At 56.4% G+C, this 15,149-nt stretch carries 17 protein-coding genes; 4 read left to right on the forward strand and 13 right to left on the reverse strand.

Features of this window, described 5'->3' with window-relative positions:
• Positions 1-48: 48 nt before the first annotated feature.
• Together Q0802_RS07850 and pip are read right to left on the reverse strand one after the other, a co-directional pair.
• Entirely contained in the window at positions 49-942 is an 894-nt protein-coding gene (locus tag Q0802_RS07850) for an ABC transporter substrate-binding protein (RefSeq protein ID WP_298916052.1), read from the reverse strand.
• A complete protein-coding gene (pip, locus tag Q0802_RS07855; RefSeq protein WP_298916055.1) occupies positions 939-1,910 on the reverse strand; it encodes a prolyl aminopeptidase in 972 nt (323 codons plus the stop codon). Before pip ends, Q0802_RS07850 begins: the two co-directional genes overlap by 4 nt.
• Positions 1,911-1,958: 48 nt before the next feature.
• Between pip and ubiG the strand changes: the two genes are divergently transcribed.
• Positions 1,959-2,705: a bifunctional 2-polyprenyl-6-hydroxyphenol methylase/3-demethylubiquinol 3-O-methyltransferase UbiG gene (ubiG, locus tag Q0802_RS07860; protein WP_298916058.1), complete on the forward strand. Its 747-nt coding sequence runs from the start codon at positions 1,959-1,961 to the stop codon at positions 2,703-2,705.
• Here the strand turns inward: ubiG and Q0802_RS07865 are convergent.
• Genes Q0802_RS07865 through Q0802_RS07880 form a run of 4 tightly spaced genes read right to left on the reverse strand, consistent with a single transcriptional unit; the run spans position 2,702 to position 5,002 of the window.
• Complete coding sequence (locus tag Q0802_RS07865) at positions 2,702-3,145, reverse strand: MarR family winged helix-turn-helix transcriptional regulator (RefSeq protein ID WP_298916061.1); 444 nt, start codon at positions 3,143-3,145, stop codon at positions 2,702-2,704. The genes ubiG and Q0802_RS07865 overlap by 4 nt on opposite strands.
• Positions 3,145-3,975, reverse strand: a complete 831-nt coding sequence (locus Q0802_RS07870; RefSeq protein WP_298916064.1) for a carbon-nitrogen hydrolase family protein — start codon at positions 3,973-3,975, stop codon at positions 3,145-3,147. The genes Q0802_RS07865 and Q0802_RS07870 overlap by 1 nt, the downstream gene beginning before the upstream one ends.
• A complete protein-coding gene (gene grxC, locus Q0802_RS07875; RefSeq protein ID WP_298916067.1) occupies positions 3,975-4,232 on the reverse strand; it encodes a glutaredoxin 3 in 258 nt (85 codons plus the stop codon). The genes Q0802_RS07870 and grxC overlap by 1 nt, the downstream gene beginning before the upstream one ends.
• Before the next feature lie 38 nt (positions 4,233-4,270).
• Complete coding sequence (locus Q0802_RS07880; RefSeq protein WP_298916069.1) at positions 4,271-5,002, reverse strand: ComF family protein; 732 nt, start codon at positions 5,000-5,002, stop codon at positions 4,271-4,273.
• A gap of 14 nt (positions 5,003-5,016) precedes the next feature.
• On the opposite strand from Q0802_RS07880, the gene Q0802_RS07885 reads away from it, so the two are divergent.
• Both Q0802_RS07885 and hemH read left to right on the forward strand, forming a co-directional pair.
• Complete coding sequence (locus tag Q0802_RS07885; RefSeq protein ID WP_298916071.1) at positions 5,017-5,829, forward strand: methyltransferase domain-containing protein; 813 nt, start codon at positions 5,017-5,019, stop codon at positions 5,827-5,829.
• 57 nt (positions 5,830-5,886) lie between these two features.
• On the forward strand, positions 5,887-6,957 hold the full coding sequence (gene hemH, locus Q0802_RS07890; protein ID WP_298916074.1) for a ferrochelatase: 1,071 nt from the start codon (positions 5,887-5,889) through the stop codon (positions 6,955-6,957).
• A gap of 78 nt (positions 6,958-7,035) precedes the next feature.
• Here hemH and Q0802_RS07895 read toward each other — a convergent pair whose 3' ends face one another.
• Complete coding sequence (locus Q0802_RS07895) at positions 7,036-7,212, reverse strand: hypothetical protein (RefSeq protein ID WP_298916076.1); 177 nt, start codon at positions 7,210-7,212, stop codon at positions 7,036-7,038.
• A gap of 140 nt (positions 7,213-7,352) precedes the next feature.
• The gene (locus Q0802_RS07900; protein WP_298916079.1) at positions 7,353-7,964 is read right to left on the reverse strand and encodes a L,D-transpeptidase; all 612 of its coding nucleotides are present in this window, start codon (positions 7,962-7,964) and stop codon (positions 7,353-7,355) included.
• A gap of 164 nt (positions 7,965-8,128) precedes the next feature.
• On the opposite strand from Q0802_RS07900, the gene Q0802_RS07905 reads away from it, so the two are divergent.
• Complete coding sequence (locus tag Q0802_RS07905) at positions 8,129-8,656, forward strand: CAP domain-containing protein (RefSeq protein ID WP_298916081.1); 528 nt, start codon at positions 8,129-8,131, stop codon at positions 8,654-8,656.
• Between the two features lie 3 nt (positions 8,657-8,659).
• Here the strand turns inward: Q0802_RS07905 and Q0802_RS07910 are convergent, their stop codons facing one another.
• From Q0802_RS07910 to Q0802_RS07930, 5 genes are all read right to left on the reverse strand, one after another.
• A complete protein-coding gene (locus Q0802_RS07910; RefSeq protein ID WP_298916086.1) occupies positions 8,660-9,160 on the reverse strand; it encodes a L,D-transpeptidase family protein in 501 nt (166 codons plus the stop codon).
• Between the two features lie 86 nt (positions 9,161-9,246).
• Entirely contained in the window at positions 9,247-10,026 is a 780-nt protein-coding gene (locus tag Q0802_RS07915; RefSeq protein WP_298916089.1) for an ion transporter, read from the reverse strand.
• 19 nt (positions 10,027-10,045) lie between these two features.
• Positions 10,046-11,272, reverse strand: a complete 1,227-nt coding sequence (locus Q0802_RS07920) for a class I SAM-dependent RNA methyltransferase (RefSeq protein WP_298916091.1) — start codon at positions 11,270-11,272, stop codon at positions 10,046-10,048.
• 40 nt (positions 11,273-11,312) lie between these two features.
• Positions 11,313-13,145 carry an ABC transporter ATP-binding protein gene (locus Q0802_RS07925; protein WP_298916094.1) on the reverse strand — a complete coding sequence of 611 codons (1,833 nt, stop codon included), beginning with the start codon at positions 13,143-13,145 and terminating at the stop codon, positions 11,313-11,315.
• Entirely contained in the window at positions 13,142-14,980 is a 1,839-nt protein-coding gene (locus Q0802_RS07930) for an ABC transporter ATP-binding protein (RefSeq protein ID WP_298916097.1), read from the reverse strand. The genes Q0802_RS07925 and Q0802_RS07930 overlap by 4 nt, the downstream gene beginning before the upstream one ends.
• Between the last annotated feature and the right edge of the window lie 169 nt (positions 14,981-15,149).

The following is a 15,149-nucleotide window of genomic DNA, read 5'->3' on the forward strand; positions in this document are numbered from 1 at the left end:
ATCGAAGGATATAGGCGGGCGCGTGCGGAACTGCAACCCCTGATCGCGTCAGGCCATCCACCACCGCTGTGCTGCGCGAAAATCATCCATCGGCCAGCGCGACCCGATCTGTCCGGGAAGCGCCAGACAGTCGCGGACCGCCGCCGTCATAAAATGCTCCTCGGGCAGCAAGGTCATCTCACTAAGATCATCCAGATCAGCGGTATGTGTCAGGTCGACCGCATCAACATAGTGATCCCTCAATGCTTCGGCGCGGATGGAATCGGCAGGCAGAGACACAAGCTCTACGCTGTCAAACCAACCCGCGTGACCGTTCTTGTAATGCTCCGCCACCCGAAACCCGATAAATTGCCGTCCGGGCAGGAATTTGTGAACTTTGTAGAGACCGGTACCAATGCCCGCCTGCATCGCACCCACCAAATTCCCCGAAGGATAAATCACCAGTTCTGGCGAAGACAGACGATATGGAAAATCGGCATCAGGGTGGGACAACACAATCCTGATCTGATGATCTCCGATCGTCTCCAGTCGCTCGATATCGGCTAATGTCAGTTCTTTGTGCAGTTCAAATGATGCCGCCACATCACGTGCCGAAAATGTGCTGCCATCGTGAAAACGTACGTCTTTGCGTAAATCAATCAACCAGTTACGCGCGTCAGCACTTCCCTGCCAGCTCGTCGCGAGCTCCCCCCTCAACGTGCCGTCTGAAGCGACTTCGGTGAGGGTTTCAAAAACCCCGCCGACCATTGCAACCTGCATGAAAAGCCCTTGATGCGCGCGCGCATCAAACCCGTCTGAACGCAAAGCGCCCGACAACGCCATACGCAGGCGTCCGCCGGATTTCGGTGCTGTCTGTGCAGAAAGGCCTGTGGCCGCCAACAGTGCTGCCGCCGCACCGGAGGCGAAGAGCGCGCGCCGGTCCATATGGGATGGTCGGCTCATTGGCCCGCGATCCTGTCCATTGTACGCACCAGTTCCGCACTAATGCCGGGTTCGGACAACGCATGACCGGCATTCCGCACCATTTTCAGGTCACAGTTGCCCCACGCCTTGGATAAAGCAAATGCGCTATCCGGCGGGCAGATCATATCGTAGCGCCCCTGTACGATCACACCCGGAATATGCGCAATACGCCCGACATGGGCGAGAATCTGGCCATCAAACTCAAGAAACCCTGCATTGGAAAAATAGTGATTCTCCAACCGCGCAAAGGCGCGCGCATAGTCGCCGGGGCTTTCACCGGTTGTCCCGGAAGAATGAATGGAGGCCAGAGCATTTTCCCAAGAAGACCAGGCCTTGGCGTAGCGAGTTTCAATGGTCATATCACCGCAGAACAAGCGGCGCCGGTAGGCTTCGATCAAATCAGCTTGCTCGTCTGCGGGAACCAGCGAAGTGAAGCGCTCCCAGACCTCTGGCCAGAATTTGCCCGCACCCCCACCGTAAAACCAGTCCAATTCCCGTTTGGTCATCAGGAACACGCCACGCAAAACGATATGGCGCACGTGATCGGGATGAGCCTGCGCATAGATCAGCGCCAGTGTCGCGCCCCAGCTGCCACCAAAAACAATCCAGTGCTCGATATCCAATTCGCGGCGAATCAGTTCGATGTCATCAACCAGGTGCCATGTGGTGTTGTGGGTAACACTGGCGTGCGGGCGTGATCTGCCGCAACCGCGCTGATCAAAGAGAATCACCCGGTAGATTTCCGGATCGAAATATCGGCGCATGGCGGGGCTGCATCCACCGCCCGGCCCACCGTGCAACACCACGACCGGGATGCCTTGCGGGTTCCCACATTGCTCCACATAGACCTTATGTCCCTGGCCCACGTCGAGCATCCGCTGATCGAAAGGGTCGATCGGCGGGTACAGATATTGCACTGCGCGCTTTTGGTCCGAGAATTTGTCCATTACAGGCCTATATAATACGAAAACGCTTTTGAGCACATGGAGAAGAGAATGCAAGCGCCTCAAACCACTGTTGACCCCTCGGAAATCGCTAAATTTGAAGCGATGGCGGCGGAGTGGTGGGATGAAAACGGCAAATTCAAACCCTTGCATATGCTCAACCCCTGCCGTCTGGACTACATTACAAGCCAGATTGCCGCCGAATTTGACCGCGATCTGAAAGACACCGGCCCGTTCAAAGGGCTGCGCATTCTCGATATCGGCTGCGGGGGTGGGCTACTGGCAGAACCTATGGCACGCCTCGGTGCGGATGTGGTTGGGGCAGATGCCGCCGAACGAAATATTCCGGTCGCGAAAATTCATGCCGAACAATCCGGGTTGGAAATCGACTACCGCCACACCACAGCCGAAGATCTGGCGGAGGCAGGCGAACAATTTGACGCCGTGCTGAATATGGAAGTTGTCGAACACGTGGCATCGCCCATCGACTATCTGGTCGCCTGCCGCAAATTGCTAAAACCCGGCGGATTGCACATCTGCTCAACACTCAATCGAAATCCGAAATCCTATATGATGGCGATTATCGGAGCGGAACATGTCATGCGATGGCTGCCGAAGGGCACACACGAATGGTCGAAATTCATCACACCGGACGAACTTTATGATCTGCTGCAGGACGCCGGTCTGGGCCCTGTGGACCGTAAGGGATTCGTCTTCAACCCGGTCACATGGTCGTGGCGCCTGTCCGACCGGGATTTGAGCGTCAACTACGTCACGGCCAGCGTAAAACCCGCCTAAGCCCGGTCGCCCAATTGACTGCGGAGTTCCCGCAGGATTGGCAGGGCCTCGCGCACTTTCTCGTCACCCAGTTTCTCAACCACCTGATTGATCAGCGGCGTGATCGACCCGACGGCCTGATCCCGTGCCTGACGGCCTGCGGGGCTGATCGCAACCATTTTGCGGCGTGCGTCATCCCAGTCCGGCCGGATATGCACATATCCCGCCCATTCCAGTTTGCTGAGCGTATTAGTCATGGCACCACGCGTGACATGGAAAGTTTCAGCCAGTTGCGCGGGTGTGCGTTCCACCATGTTGCGCGCCAAATGGTTCAAAACCGAAAAATGCGAGATTTCCATGCCCTTGGGCAGCACACGGCTCAGCCTTGCGCGCACCATCTGGTCCGCCGCAAGCACTTCGCTAAAGAGAGCAATTGCCAGAGCATTTCTGTCGTCGTTCATCAGGGTCCATCAAATGGTCGCGCGTTTTCAAGACTGGGGACGCGGCCCCGGGCCTTGGACACTTCTCCCATATCGAGGTCTGTCATGTAAACGCCCGGTGCTTCACCTGCGTCCATTTGGACCTCTCCCCAAGGGGTAACAACCAGCGAATGGCCATAGGTTTGGCGCATTTTATGATCGGTACTGGCATGCACGCCCGTTTGAGCTGGCGCTAAAACATAGCATCCGGTCTCAATGGCACGCGCTTTGAGAAGTGTATGCCAATGCGCAGCACCGGTGACCGGAGAAAAAGCGGCAGGCACCGTCAGAATGCGGGCACCGGCATTCGCAAGTGCTGCATGAAGCTTTGGAAAGCGGACATCATAGCAGATCGTCAGACCAATGGGCGCAAAGGGCGTCTGCGCCACAACCGCTTTGGTGCCCGGGCGATATCCTTCAGATTCGCGCCAGGTTTCTTCGGGGGTCACATCCACATCAAACATATGGATTTTGTCATATTTCGCGACGATTTCCCCGTCCGGATTTATGACAAATGAGCGGTTGGCAAATCGCTGGTCCGAATCATTGGTTTTCAACCCCAACGAGCCGATCAACATCCAGATCCCTAGGGCCTGCGCTTCTTTGCTCAAGGCGGCCAGAGTGATGTCGTGCTCTTCATGCTGCAACACCATTTGTTGATGTTTGCGGCTGGTGGAGACACAATTCGTCACCTCCGGCGTCAGAACAAACCGGGCACCTGCTGCAGCGGCTTCCCGAACGAATTTCAGGGTCACCTCCAGATTGGCAACCGGATCATCCGTTACATTGAGCTGCAGCAGGGCAATTTTCATCAGGCGGCCAGCAAAGCGTCCAGTTTTCCGGAACGTTCAAGCGCATATAGATCGTCGCATCCACCCACGTGAGTTTCACCGACAAAAATCTGCGGCACGGTTCGCCCGCCATTCGCGCGCTGAATCATTTCAGGTTTGCGATTGGGGTTCGCCAGAACATCCACCTCAGAAAAGTCGACACCTTTCTGATTGAGCAGTCTTTTCGCAGCATGGCAAAAGCCACAAAGTGGAGAGGTGTAGATTTCGACGGTCTTCATATCAGTGGTCCTTTTAGCGTCGTGCTTTGGACCCGGATTTAGGCATCCTTGACGACCCGCGCTAGGGTCACAACGTATACCGGCCCTGATCCTGCTGCAATGCAGGCATCTGCCGCCGAAGACAGTGTCGCGCCAGAGGTCAAAACGTCATCGACCAGCAACACGGGTCGCCCAACGAGACGATGCTTGCGGCGCGGGTGCGCCGAGATGGCCCCCTTGACCGAAGAGAACCTGACCTCTTTTGTCATACCCTCCATGGGCAGGGTTCGTTTCTGACGTTGCAGCAGGTCCGGGCAAACCGGCAAACCTGTATGTTTTGCAAGGGCTTGCGCAAGAAGCGCGGATTGGTTGTAGCGCCGTTTGACCATGCGCATCCAATGCAGGGGCACCGGTGCGATGATCATGTTTTCCTTGGGCAGATCCGCGATTGCCTGCGCCATCCAACGGGCCGCAGGCGTCGCAATTTCCTGCCGGTCCCCATGTTTGAGCGCGAGCACGAGCCGTTTTCCATTGTCTTTGTAGATCAGTGCAGATCGCCCCTGCGCCCAGGGGCGCGGCGTTATCATGCACTCATCACATTTTAGTGTATCAGACAGATCGTCCCCCGGCAGCGGCGTGCCGCAGGTGTCACAGATGGAGCCGCCGATAAACAAAGTGTCCCGCCAGCAGGTGCCACAGAGACCAAAATCGCTCATCACTTTGCCGCCGCACCCCAAACAGCGCGGAGGGTAGACGATCGAAACAGCCGTTTGAAAACTCACCTCTGCCACGTTATGTCACCTCCATGAATGCACCGAATGCTCTGACTGATATTGTCGCGCTGCAACGGCAGCGCGTGCGCGCGACGACTCATTTCTTGCAAGAGATCGCGGCAGACGAAGTGCAGGATCGCCTGTCCATGGTTAACAGGTCGTTTACGGCGCCTGCCATTGTGACGCCTTTTTCGCAGGTCTGGAAAAACCACCTGCCCGAGGCCATTATTTTCCCAGATCAAGAGGTACTGGAGCTTGCCGCCGACGAACATGATCTTGTCATCCATTCATTAGCGCTACATTGGGCGAATGACCCTGTGGGGCAACTGATCCAGTGCCGACGCGCCCTCAAACCAGATGGTTTGCTGATTGCGGCAAGTCTGGGTGGACAGACACTTACCGAATTGCGCAGTTGCCTTGGGCAGGCCGAAGCCACTGTCACTGGCGGGCTGTCACCACGCGTCGCGCCGATGGCGGAAATCCGGGATCTGGGAGCCTTATTGCAGCGCGCGGGTTTTGCATTGCCGGTCGCCGATAGCGTCAAACTGAACGTGGAATATCGCGATGTCTGGCACCTCATGCGCGATCTGAAAGCGATGGGTGAGGGCAACGCCTTGGCTGCACGAAATCGAACGCCTCTGAAACGGCAGATAGTTGACGTGGCATCGCGGCTTTATACCGATCAATACACCACCTCCAACGGCCGGATTTCAGCAACATTCGAAATGGTGTTTCTGACGGGTTGGGCACCTGATGAAAGCCAACCGAAACCGCTGCGTCCCGGCTCCGCCCAGCAGCGGCTGGCAGATGCGCTCGCCGCCACAGAAACCCCTTTGCCTGATTGACCCTCGCTGAAAACCGTCTATCTCAGGCGGGTAGCCGCACGACAAGGACCATTGAACATGCTGGACAGCAGCGCCTCCGCGCCCGTTACCGTTCGCCCGGAACACGCCAAGGATGACCACCCGGCTATAATCGAACCCAAAATAGGCATCCTTCTGGCCAATCTCGGGACGCCCGACAACTATGATTATTGGTCGATGCGCCGCTATCTGAACGAGTTTTTGTCCGACCGCCGTGTCATCGACTATAGCCCGTGGATCTGGCAGCCCTTGTTGCAGTTGATCATCCTCAGTAAACGCCCGTTTTCCAGCGGTGCGGCCTATAAATCCATCTGGAACGAAGACGCTGGCGAAAGCCCTTTGATGACCATAACCAAGGCCCAATCGCACAAGATCAAGGCCGAGATGCACAAACGGCACGGCAAGAACATTATAGTCGATTTCTGTATGCGCTATGGCAATCCGTCAACGCGGTCAAAGGTGGCTGAGATGACAGCGGCAGGGTGCCGTAAGATATTGTTTTTCCCGCTTTATCCGCACTACGCTGGTGCTACTTCCGCAACGGCAAATGACGAGTTTTTCCGCGCGCTAACTTATGAGAAGTGGCAACCCGTCACGCGGACGGTCGAGCCCTATTTCGATCGCGCGGATTACATTGATGCGCTGGCTCAGTCGATAGAGCGCGCCTATGCAGGCCTACAGAAGAAGCCCGATATTCTGGTCTGTTCCTACCACGGGGTCCCTATCAGATACTTGATGGAGGGAGATCCCTATCATTGCCAATGTCAGAAGACGACGCGGCTGTTAAAGGAGCGTTTGGGGTGGGAAGATACCGAAATCACCACGACGTTCCAATCCAGGTTTGGGCCCGAGGAATGGCTGCAACCCTACACCGTCGAAGAAGTTGCGCGATTGGCTGAGGCCGGCAAGAAGAACATTGCCGTCTGTGCACCTGCCTTTTCCGCTGACTGCATCGAGACGCTGGAAGAGATCAATGAAGAGATCAAGGAAAGCTTTGAAGAGGCGGGCGGTGAAATCTTCACCTACATTCCATGCCTGAACGACGATGACGCGCATGTTGAAGCCCTGTCAAATGTCATTGATGACAACCTGCGCGGATGGTTGGGCTAGGTATCAAAGTTCAACAGTTTCAAATGTAAAAAGGCGGCGCATTGCGCCGCCTTTTTGTATTTAGCTCTGCGGGTACTATTAGGAAATAGCTGCAGCAGCGATAATCAACAGAATGATTGGCAACAGAACGCCAGTGGACGAGCTTTCTGTTTCTTCAACAATAACAGGTGCTTCAACGACGGGCTCAGCAAGCGAACCTGCGTATGCTGTCGATGCGGCGGCTGTCAGTGCAGCGGCGAGAACGAGTTTTTTCATATCATAACCTCCAGAAATGGCGCACCACGCATTGTAGCGGTACGCACCCAAGACTTTCCTCGTAGTTGTTTGTAAAGCACCATAGATCAGCCTTTGCAAACTGGATTCCCGGATCGTTTCGCAAATCAAAGTTAATGTCGTCAAATAAGCAACACTTGTGTGCCAACTTTCGCCAATGCGAAGAGTTCTGCGATATGCTCGTTGTAAAGCCCGATGCAGCCATTCGAGGATTGGCGCCCGATTTTACGCGTATCGTGGGTGCCGTGAATCCGGTAGTAAGTCCAGCTCAGATAAAGAGCGTGCGTCCCCAATGGATTGTCCGGACCGGGGCCGATGTACTCCGGCCATTCCGGATTCCGTTTCAGCATAGAAGGCGTCGGGCGCCAACTCGGCCCTTCAACTTTACGGGTCACCGACGTTCGCCCGCGTCGTGTCAACTCTTCGGTCAAGGGGACGCTCGAAGGATAGAGTTTATAGAAGCTTTCGTCTTCCGCCCAATAGTGCAGTGCGCGGCTGTCAATATCGACCAGGATCGCTCCTTTCCGCAAGTTGGAGAAATAGGGCTGCCAGTCCAATGTCCGGAAGCTGGAGATGTTGCGACGCACCACTTCGGTCAGATCGCGCTCACCTTGTGTCGTCGCGGCCGAATTCACAGATGATGCGTCCTGTGCGATCGCCGGCATCGCCAGCATTGCCGCACTACCAGCCAGAAAGGCTCGACGACTCGGGACTTGAAAACGTTTGTCAGACACTGGATGCCTCCATAAACACATTTTATCACGTTAAAGCACATTTTATTGCGCGAATGCCGCAGTCGCAAATCAAACACTTGTCATCTGGCGGCCTCGCGCCGATGCGCGTTTGAAATACGTCGCATTGCAATATATGCGATGTAGCAACGTTTAAGGAGGACAAAATGGTCCGGCTGTTTTCGATTTTGGTTGTTTTGAGCTTAACACTGGCTGCCTGCGGCCCTGGGCCTGCAATCAATGACGGCTCAGGTGCGCCAAATCTCTATCGGATCAAGAAATCTGATACGGGTAAGATCCAGTTCCGCATGCTTGATTCGATTAATGCGCTGCGCAGCGCATCCGGGCAGCCGCCTCTTGAGCTGGATGCGACTCTCAATGCTGCTGCGGCCACACACTCCCGCGATATGTCGATTCAGAACCGCCCCTGGCATTTTGGATCCGATGGTTCGTCCCCAATCGACAGGATCAGGCGAGTGGGCTACTCTGGCGCACTGGTCGGTGAAAACATATCAGAGACATATGAAACCGAATTGGAGACACTTGGCGCCTGGATGGAGCAGCCTGACACCCGCCGCGTGATTCTCTCGCCGGATGCAACCCAAATGGGGTTTGCCTGGCACCAGGAGAACAACGGAAAAATCTGGTGGACATTAGTTACCGGTAGCAATCGCCTTGCGACAGGGCCGGTCTGACACTCACGCGCTCAAAGAGATCAGTGTTCCGTCGCGCACCATGGCATAGATGTCTTCCATCTCGTCATTGGTGACCGAGATACATCCCCAGGTCCAATCCTTGTCATCTTTGCGGAACGGGTTTTTCTGACCGTGGATGAAGATATCGCCACCAGCGCTTTTGCCCATAGCCTTGGCCAGCGCAACATCATTCACGTTGGGATAAGAAATGCCCAGAGAAAGATGGTAGTTCGAGTTCGGATTGCGTCGGTCAATGCGGTAAACACCTTCTGGCGTGCGCCCATCTCCTTCGAACTGCTTATGTCCGACGGGCGCAAACCCGAGATTGATGTCATAGCTCTTCAGCAAGGTATCGTGATGCAGCAAATGCATCCGACGAGCGCCCTTGTTCACAACAACAAAAGTCACTTCCGGCCCATCGTAACGACGAAACTTTGAGCTGCCTGCACAGCCTGCCAACGCAACGGCGGCTGCGGTGCTCATTATCAAATCTCTGCGACGCATTTTCTGCTGTCCTGTTTGTCTTTGCGACATTCTGCTCTTTTGACACGATTATCATGGTTATTTGGTTAAACAACCTCACAAATTTGTCAGGGCCGTGATTTTTCATCCAGCCTTTTTTCGATCGCAATCAGTCTTTGCAGAACTTCATCCCGGTAAGCGTCGGTCACGGCACCCGCTTCTTCCTGATGCGCATCCTGCATCGAGTTGACGATCAAACCGACAAGAAGGTTCACCACGGCAAAGGTCGTGATCATAATGAAAGGCACGAAAAACGCCCAGGCGTAGGGATATATTTCCATCACCGGGCGCACGATTCCCATCGACCAGCTTTCCAGCGTCATGATCTGAAAGAGCGTATATCCGCTTTGCGGCAATGATCCGAACCATTGCGGAAAACTCGCCGCAAAGAGCTTGGTCGATATCACGGCACCGATGTAGAAAATGATCGCCATCAAAAGGAACACGCTGGCCATGCCCGGCAGTGCCGTGATGAAGCCCTCAACCACGCGGCGCAACCGGGGTGCGACAGAAATGACTCGCAAGACCCGCAGGATTCGCAAGGCGCGCAGCACCGACATGGTTTGCGACCCCGGTACCAGGGCAGCGCCGACAATCACCACATCAAAAAGGTTCCAGCCATTTCGGAAAAACCGGCCTCCGCGCGCGAAGATTTTCAAAAGGATTTCGATGATGAAGAAGACAAGACAGGCTGTGTCCAGTGCCGTGATCAGCGATCCAACCCGAGACATGATTTCCGGAGAGGTTTCCATGCCAAGCAGGATGGCATTCAACACGATGATGGTCATCACGAGGTTGATCACCCAGGGTTGATCCAACCAGATATCCAGTCTTTGCCTCAATGTCATGCGCCTCTCCTCAAAGATTTCAGCGGATATGGGACGCCGTGAAGCTGGCGGCAAGCTCTACATGGGCGGACCAGCGAAATTGATCGACAACCTGAATCCAATCGAGATGATACCCGGATTTGACCAACGCCTGCGCATCCCGCGCGAAGGTAACCGGATTGCAAGAGACATAGGCAAGGCGCGGCGGCGGCACTTTGGCCAACTCTGCAACCTGCGCGTCTGCACCGGCACGGGGCGGGTCCAGAACGACGGCCTGGGCCTTTTGCAACTCATCAGGCATCAATGGACGGCGGAACAAATCGCGCACTTCGGATGTGACCGGTTTCAGACCGTCGGCGTTGCGCCACCCGTGATCCAGCGCGGCCAGCATCTGCGCTGATCCTTCCACCGCGTGCACTTCTGCGTGGCGGGCCAGCGGCAGTGAAAACGTGCCACAACCGGCAAAGAGATCAACAACCCGCCTGGCCCCTTCGGTGATTTCGAGGACACATCTGGTCAAAACGGCCTCACCATGCGCTGTGGCTTGTAAAAAAGCGCCGGGTGGTGGCGAGATGTCGATGCCGTCGAACCTGTGCACTGGTGGCGCGCGCATTGCGACGACTTCGTCTTCCCATGAAAGCCTCGCCAGACCAAGCTGGTCGCACACCATCGCCAACTGTTGCCGCAAAGGGCCATCCAGCGGTTTCCCACCGGTCACGGACACGTCCAGCCCCGCCTGCGTCGCCGTGACCATCACCGACAGGCTGGCCTTGCGGCTGGCCCCGACAAGCGCAAGCTGTTCCGCGATACTGATGCCTTTCATCACTTCCGGATCAAGAAGCTGACAGTCGGGAATGGCGACGATTGTATCCGATGCGCGCCCATGGAACCCGACCATCGCACCTTTTTTCGTGCGGCGGGCGGCGAAACCAGCGCGCCTGCGTGACCGCGCTGGCGAGGTCTCAATGGTCCGAAAAGCAGTCTCTAATCCATGTGTTTCGAGCGCACGGCGCACCACATCCACCTTCCAATCGGCGACGAAATCATCATCAGCGTGCTGCAGCTGACACCCACCACAGGATTTGAAATGGCGGCAGGGTGGTGCGATACGACGCGACGACGGTTGCAGAATTTTGACGTCGGTAAGCTGCGCGCTATCCAACGTGCCTTCAACCCGTTCGCCGGGTAGTGTCAGCGGCACGTAAATCGGCCCGTCCGCGACACCGTCACCCTGCAATCCAAGTCGCTTGATCATTACTTCTGTCATGGGGTTTGCCATAGGGCAGGATGCATCCGCACAAAAGCCCCTATTCTGCGGCCTGGGTTCGGATGAAACCGCCGGACTGGCGCTGCCAGTACTGCGCATAGAGGCCATTTTGGGCCAACAGCGTCTCGTGACTGCCATTTTCAACGATCTGCCCGTCGTCCATGACCATGATCCGGTCCATTTCCGTCAGTGTCGACAAACGGTGCGCGATGGCCAGAACGGTTTTACCCTGCATGACCCGTTCCAGCGCCGACTGAATTGCCGCCTCGACTTCGCTGTCGAGCGCGCTGGTCGCCTCGTCCAGTACCAAAATGGGTGCATCCTTGAGAATGGCGCGCGCCAGAGCAATACGTTGGCGCTGCCCGCCGGAAAGCTTCACCCCCCGTTCGCCCAAATGCGCATCATACCCGGTGCGACCTTTGTGATCGACAAGTTCCAGAATGAAATCATGGGCTTCGGCTTTTTGTGCGGCAGCAATGACATCCGCTTCGGTGGCATCGGGACGCCCGTAAAGGATATTGTCACGGGCAGAGCGGTTGAACATCGCGGTTTCCTGCGTGACCATGCCGATGTTGCTGCGCAGACTTTCCTGGGTGACGCGCGTGATGTTCTGACCGTCGATTTCGATCTCACCTTCTTCGGAATCGTAAAGCCTCAGCAAAAGCGCCACGAGGGTTGATTTCCCGACGCCGGACGCCCCGACAATACCGAGTTTTTCACCGGGCGCGATGGTCAGGTTGATACCGCGCACGCCACCCTTGTCGCGCCCGTAGGCAAACCCGAGATTGCGCAACACAATCTGCCCGTCTGGCACTTTGAGGTCCGTTGCATTGGGGTCATTTTCAACACGGTTGCGCGGCGTGAGGGTCCGAATACCGTCCTCGATCTCGCCAATATTGGAATAGATCGCCATCAGGGTAAAACTGACCCAGCCTGTCATCTGCGCGATGCGAATGGCCACGGCACCAGCGGCGACGATGTCGCCCTGACTGGCCTGCCCGGATTGCCACAGCAGGATCGTACCGCCCAGCAAAAGCACCGGCAGGCTCCCCGCAAGCGTCATTAGGGCAAAGCGGAAACCAGCGGCAAGATATCCGAAAGCCAAGGCCTTTTCGCGAAAGCTCTGCATCGCACCAAGGGCCGCGCGGTCCTCATGATCGGCATGGGCAAAGAGCTTGACCGTCTTGATGTTGGTGATCGTATCCACGACCTGACCTGACACCATCGCCCGCGCCCCCGCACGCCCGGCGGAACGCATGCGAATACGCGGCAAGAACCAGTTGATCATTGCGAAGTAAACAATGAGCCAGACCGCAAACCCCAGTGCCACGCGCCAGTCAATGGCCAGTAGCAGCAGAACCGACCCCGCCAGAGACGCCAAGGCAAAGGCGACCACATTGATGACCTCGACCACCACATCCGTGACAGCCCGCGCCGCCTGCATCTGCTTTTGCGCGATCCGACCGGCGAAATCGTCATCAAAAAACCCCACCGTCTGACCCAATGTCCACCGGTGCAGGCGCGACAGAACCAGCGGGTTCACATTGGGGCCGACGATGATCGCATTGGCCGAAGCAGAGAGGCCAAAAAGTAACGGTCGCGCCAGGAGGAAAAAGGCGATTGCGCCCATTAGAACCGCGACATTGCCGCCCTGAAAAAACTGCTCTGGTCCATGATTGGCGGTCGCATCAATGACGAGCCCGAGGATAAGGGCGGTGCCCGCCTCCAACGCACCCGCTGATGCCGACAAAAACGCCGCCAGACACAATGCCGGCCATGACCCGCTGAGGCACCACCGCATGAATGCACCCAGCGTTTCAGGCGGTGGTCCTTCGGCCGGGCGGAAGGCGTCGATCCAATCTGAAATTTTCACGCTGCCCCCTCTATGGCGAGAAACCCGCCCGACTGCCGGGCCCAGAATTCTGCATATAGCCCGCCCTGCGCCAAAAGCGCGTCATGGCTGCCGTCTTCGACAATTCGCCCCTGATCGAGCACCAGAATCCGGTCCATCTGCGCGATGGTTGACAGACGGTGGGCGATAGCGATCACGGTCTTGCCTTCCATCATGCCGTAAAGCGTGTCCTGAATGGCTGCCTCCACCTCACTGTCGAGCGCACTGGTCGCCTCGTCCAGCAGCAGGATTGGCGCATCCTTGAGGATCACCCGCGCGAGCGTCACCCGCTGACGCTGCCCGCCGGACAGCTTGACACCGCGTTCACCCACCTGAGCGTCATACCCCCTGCGCCCCTCCGGGTCTTCCAGATCGAGGATAAACTCATGCGCCTGCGCCTGTCTGGCGGCCGCGATCATTTCATCCTCGCTGGCATCGACACGCCCGTAAAGGATGTTGTCGCGCACAGACCTGTGCAGCAGGGAACTGTCCTGCTGAACCATGCCAATGGACAGGCGCAAACTGTCCTGTGTGACCTGCGTGATATCCTGACCGTCGATCAGGATCTGACCGCTTTCGGGATCGTAAAACCGCAGCAAGAGCTTGACCAACGTCGATTTTCCGGCACCTGAGCGCCCCACAAGGCCAATCTTTTCACCCCGCCGGATGGTCAGATCAATGCCGTCCAGCCCGCCGGACTCGCGCCCATAGTGATGCGACAAGCGGCTGATCTCAATCGTTCCATCAGACAATTGCAAGGGCTTGGCCGTTTTGGAATCCGCCAAAGCGATGGGTTGCGCAATGGTCTCCATCCCTTCGGCAACAACGCCTAACTCGCGGAAAAATGTGGTCAGCGCCCACATGATCCAGCCCGTCATCGCATTCAGGCGCAAGGTCAGCGCCGTCGCCGCCGCGACCACACCAACACTCGCCGCCCCCTGCGACCATAAAAGCACTGCCCAGCCGACAACACCGATGATCAGAAGACCGTTCAATGTGACCAACGTGACGTCCATCACGGTGAAAATCCGCATCTCTTTCTGGAAGGTCGCGCGGGTTTCCTCGATGGCTTCTCTGGCATATTCCAGCTCCTGTTCGTGATGCGCAAACATCTTGACGGAATGGATATTGGTGTAGGCATCCACGACACGGCCCGTCACCAAAGAACGCGCATTCGATGCCGCCTGAGACGCGGGCCCGACACGTTTGACCGTCCATTTCAGAAGCAGACCATAAAGCATGAACCAAACGACAAGCGGGATCAGCAAACGCGGATCGGAGCTCGACAACAAGATTGCGGCACCGATCAGATAGGCCAGCGAGAAGGAGATCGCGTCGAAAACCTGAAAAACCACTTCACCGGCAGCCGGTGGTGTCTGCATGATCCGGTTCGCAACCCGACCGGCGAAATCATTCTCAAACCACCCCACCGACTGGCGCAAAACCTGGCGGTGCGCCCGCCACCGGATCAGCGTGCCAAAATTGGGCAGGATCGCGTTGTTCAGCAAAGCCACGTCAACGGCCTGAAGCAGCGGCCGTATGAGCAGGATGAACAGCGCCGCAAGGGTCAGTTCCATGCCGTATGCATCCCAAAATGCCGCCGGATCGCCTTTCAGCAAATCGACAACGCGGCCCATATAAAAGATCAGCGCAACCTCAATCGCGGCAACGAGAACCGACATGATGCCAGCCCACAAGAAAACCTTCTTGAAAGGCTGTGAGTACTCCCACAGGAACGGCCACAACCTTTGCGGCGGATGATCGGTATCGACATAGGGGGTATAGGGGTCAACAAGACGTTCAAAGAAGCGGAACATGACAGGAGGGCCTTAAGAGAAAAAATACAAAATGATCAGGCGCTGCAGTGCAGAGCCTTTCAGAGCGTGGTGGTTACGTCAGCTTCAGCTGAACCAGATCCCACGAAACATTTTGCAATCCTCCGTCTTCATGAGGAAGGTCTTACAAAAGAACCGGTGATTTGTCGAC

The sequence above is a fragment of the uncultured Roseobacter sp. genome (assembly GCF_947495275.1).
Classification (GTDB): Bacteria; Pseudomonadota; Alphaproteobacteria; order Rhodobacterales; family Rhodobacteraceae; genus Roseobacter.

Coding starts and splice junctions, on each gene's coding strand:
- ubiG (WP_298916058.1), top strand. CDS start 1,959: ATGCAAGCGCCTCAAACCACTGTTGACCCCTCGGAAATCGCTAAATTT.
- Q0802_RS07905 (WP_298916081.1), top strand. CDS start 8,129: ATGGTCCGGCTGTTTTCGATTTTGGTTGTTTTGAGCTTAACACTGGCT.
- Q0802_RS07895 (WP_298916076.1), bottom strand. CDS start 7,212: ATGAAAAAACTCGTTCTCGCCGCTGCACTGACAGCCGCCGCATCGACA.
- Q0802_RS07930 (WP_298916097.1), bottom strand. CDS start 14,980: ATGTTCCGCTTCTTTGAACGTCTTGTTGACCCCTATACCCCCTATGTC.
- grxC (WP_298916067.1), bottom strand. CDS start 4,232: ATGAAGACCGTCGAAATCTACACCTCTCCACTTTGTGGCTTTTGCCAT.
- pip (WP_298916055.1), bottom strand. CDS start 1,910: ATGGACAAATTCTCGGACCAAAAGCGCGCAGTGCAATATCTGTACCCG.
- Q0802_RS07850 (WP_298916052.1), bottom strand. CDS start 942: ATGAGCCGACCATCCCATATGGACCGGCGCGCGCTCTTCGCCTCCGGT.
- Q0802_RS07885 (WP_298916071.1), top strand. CDS start 5,017: ATGAATGCACCGAATGCTCTGACTGATATTGTCGCGCTGCAACGGCAG.
- Q0802_RS07870 (WP_298916064.1), bottom strand. CDS start 3,975: ATGAAAATTGCCCTGCTGCAGCTCAATGTAACGGATGATCCGGTTGCC.
- hemH (WP_298916074.1), top strand. CDS start 5,887: ATGCTGGACAGCAGCGCCTCCGCGCCCGTTACCGTTCGCCCGGAACAC.
- Q0802_RS07920 (WP_298916091.1), bottom strand. CDS start 11,272: ATGACAGAAGTAATGATCAAGCGACTTGGATTGCAGGGTGACGGTGTC.
- Q0802_RS07915 (WP_298916089.1), bottom strand. CDS start 10,026: ATGACATTGAGGCAAAGACTGGATATCTGGTTGGATCAACCCTGGGTG.
- Q0802_RS07910 (WP_298916086.1), bottom strand. CDS start 9,160: ATGCGTCGCAGAGATTTGATAATGAGCACCGCAGCCGCCGTTGCGTTG.
- Q0802_RS07865 (WP_298916061.1), bottom strand. CDS start 3,145: ATGAACGACGACAGAAATGCTCTGGCAATTGCTCTCTTTAGCGAAGTG.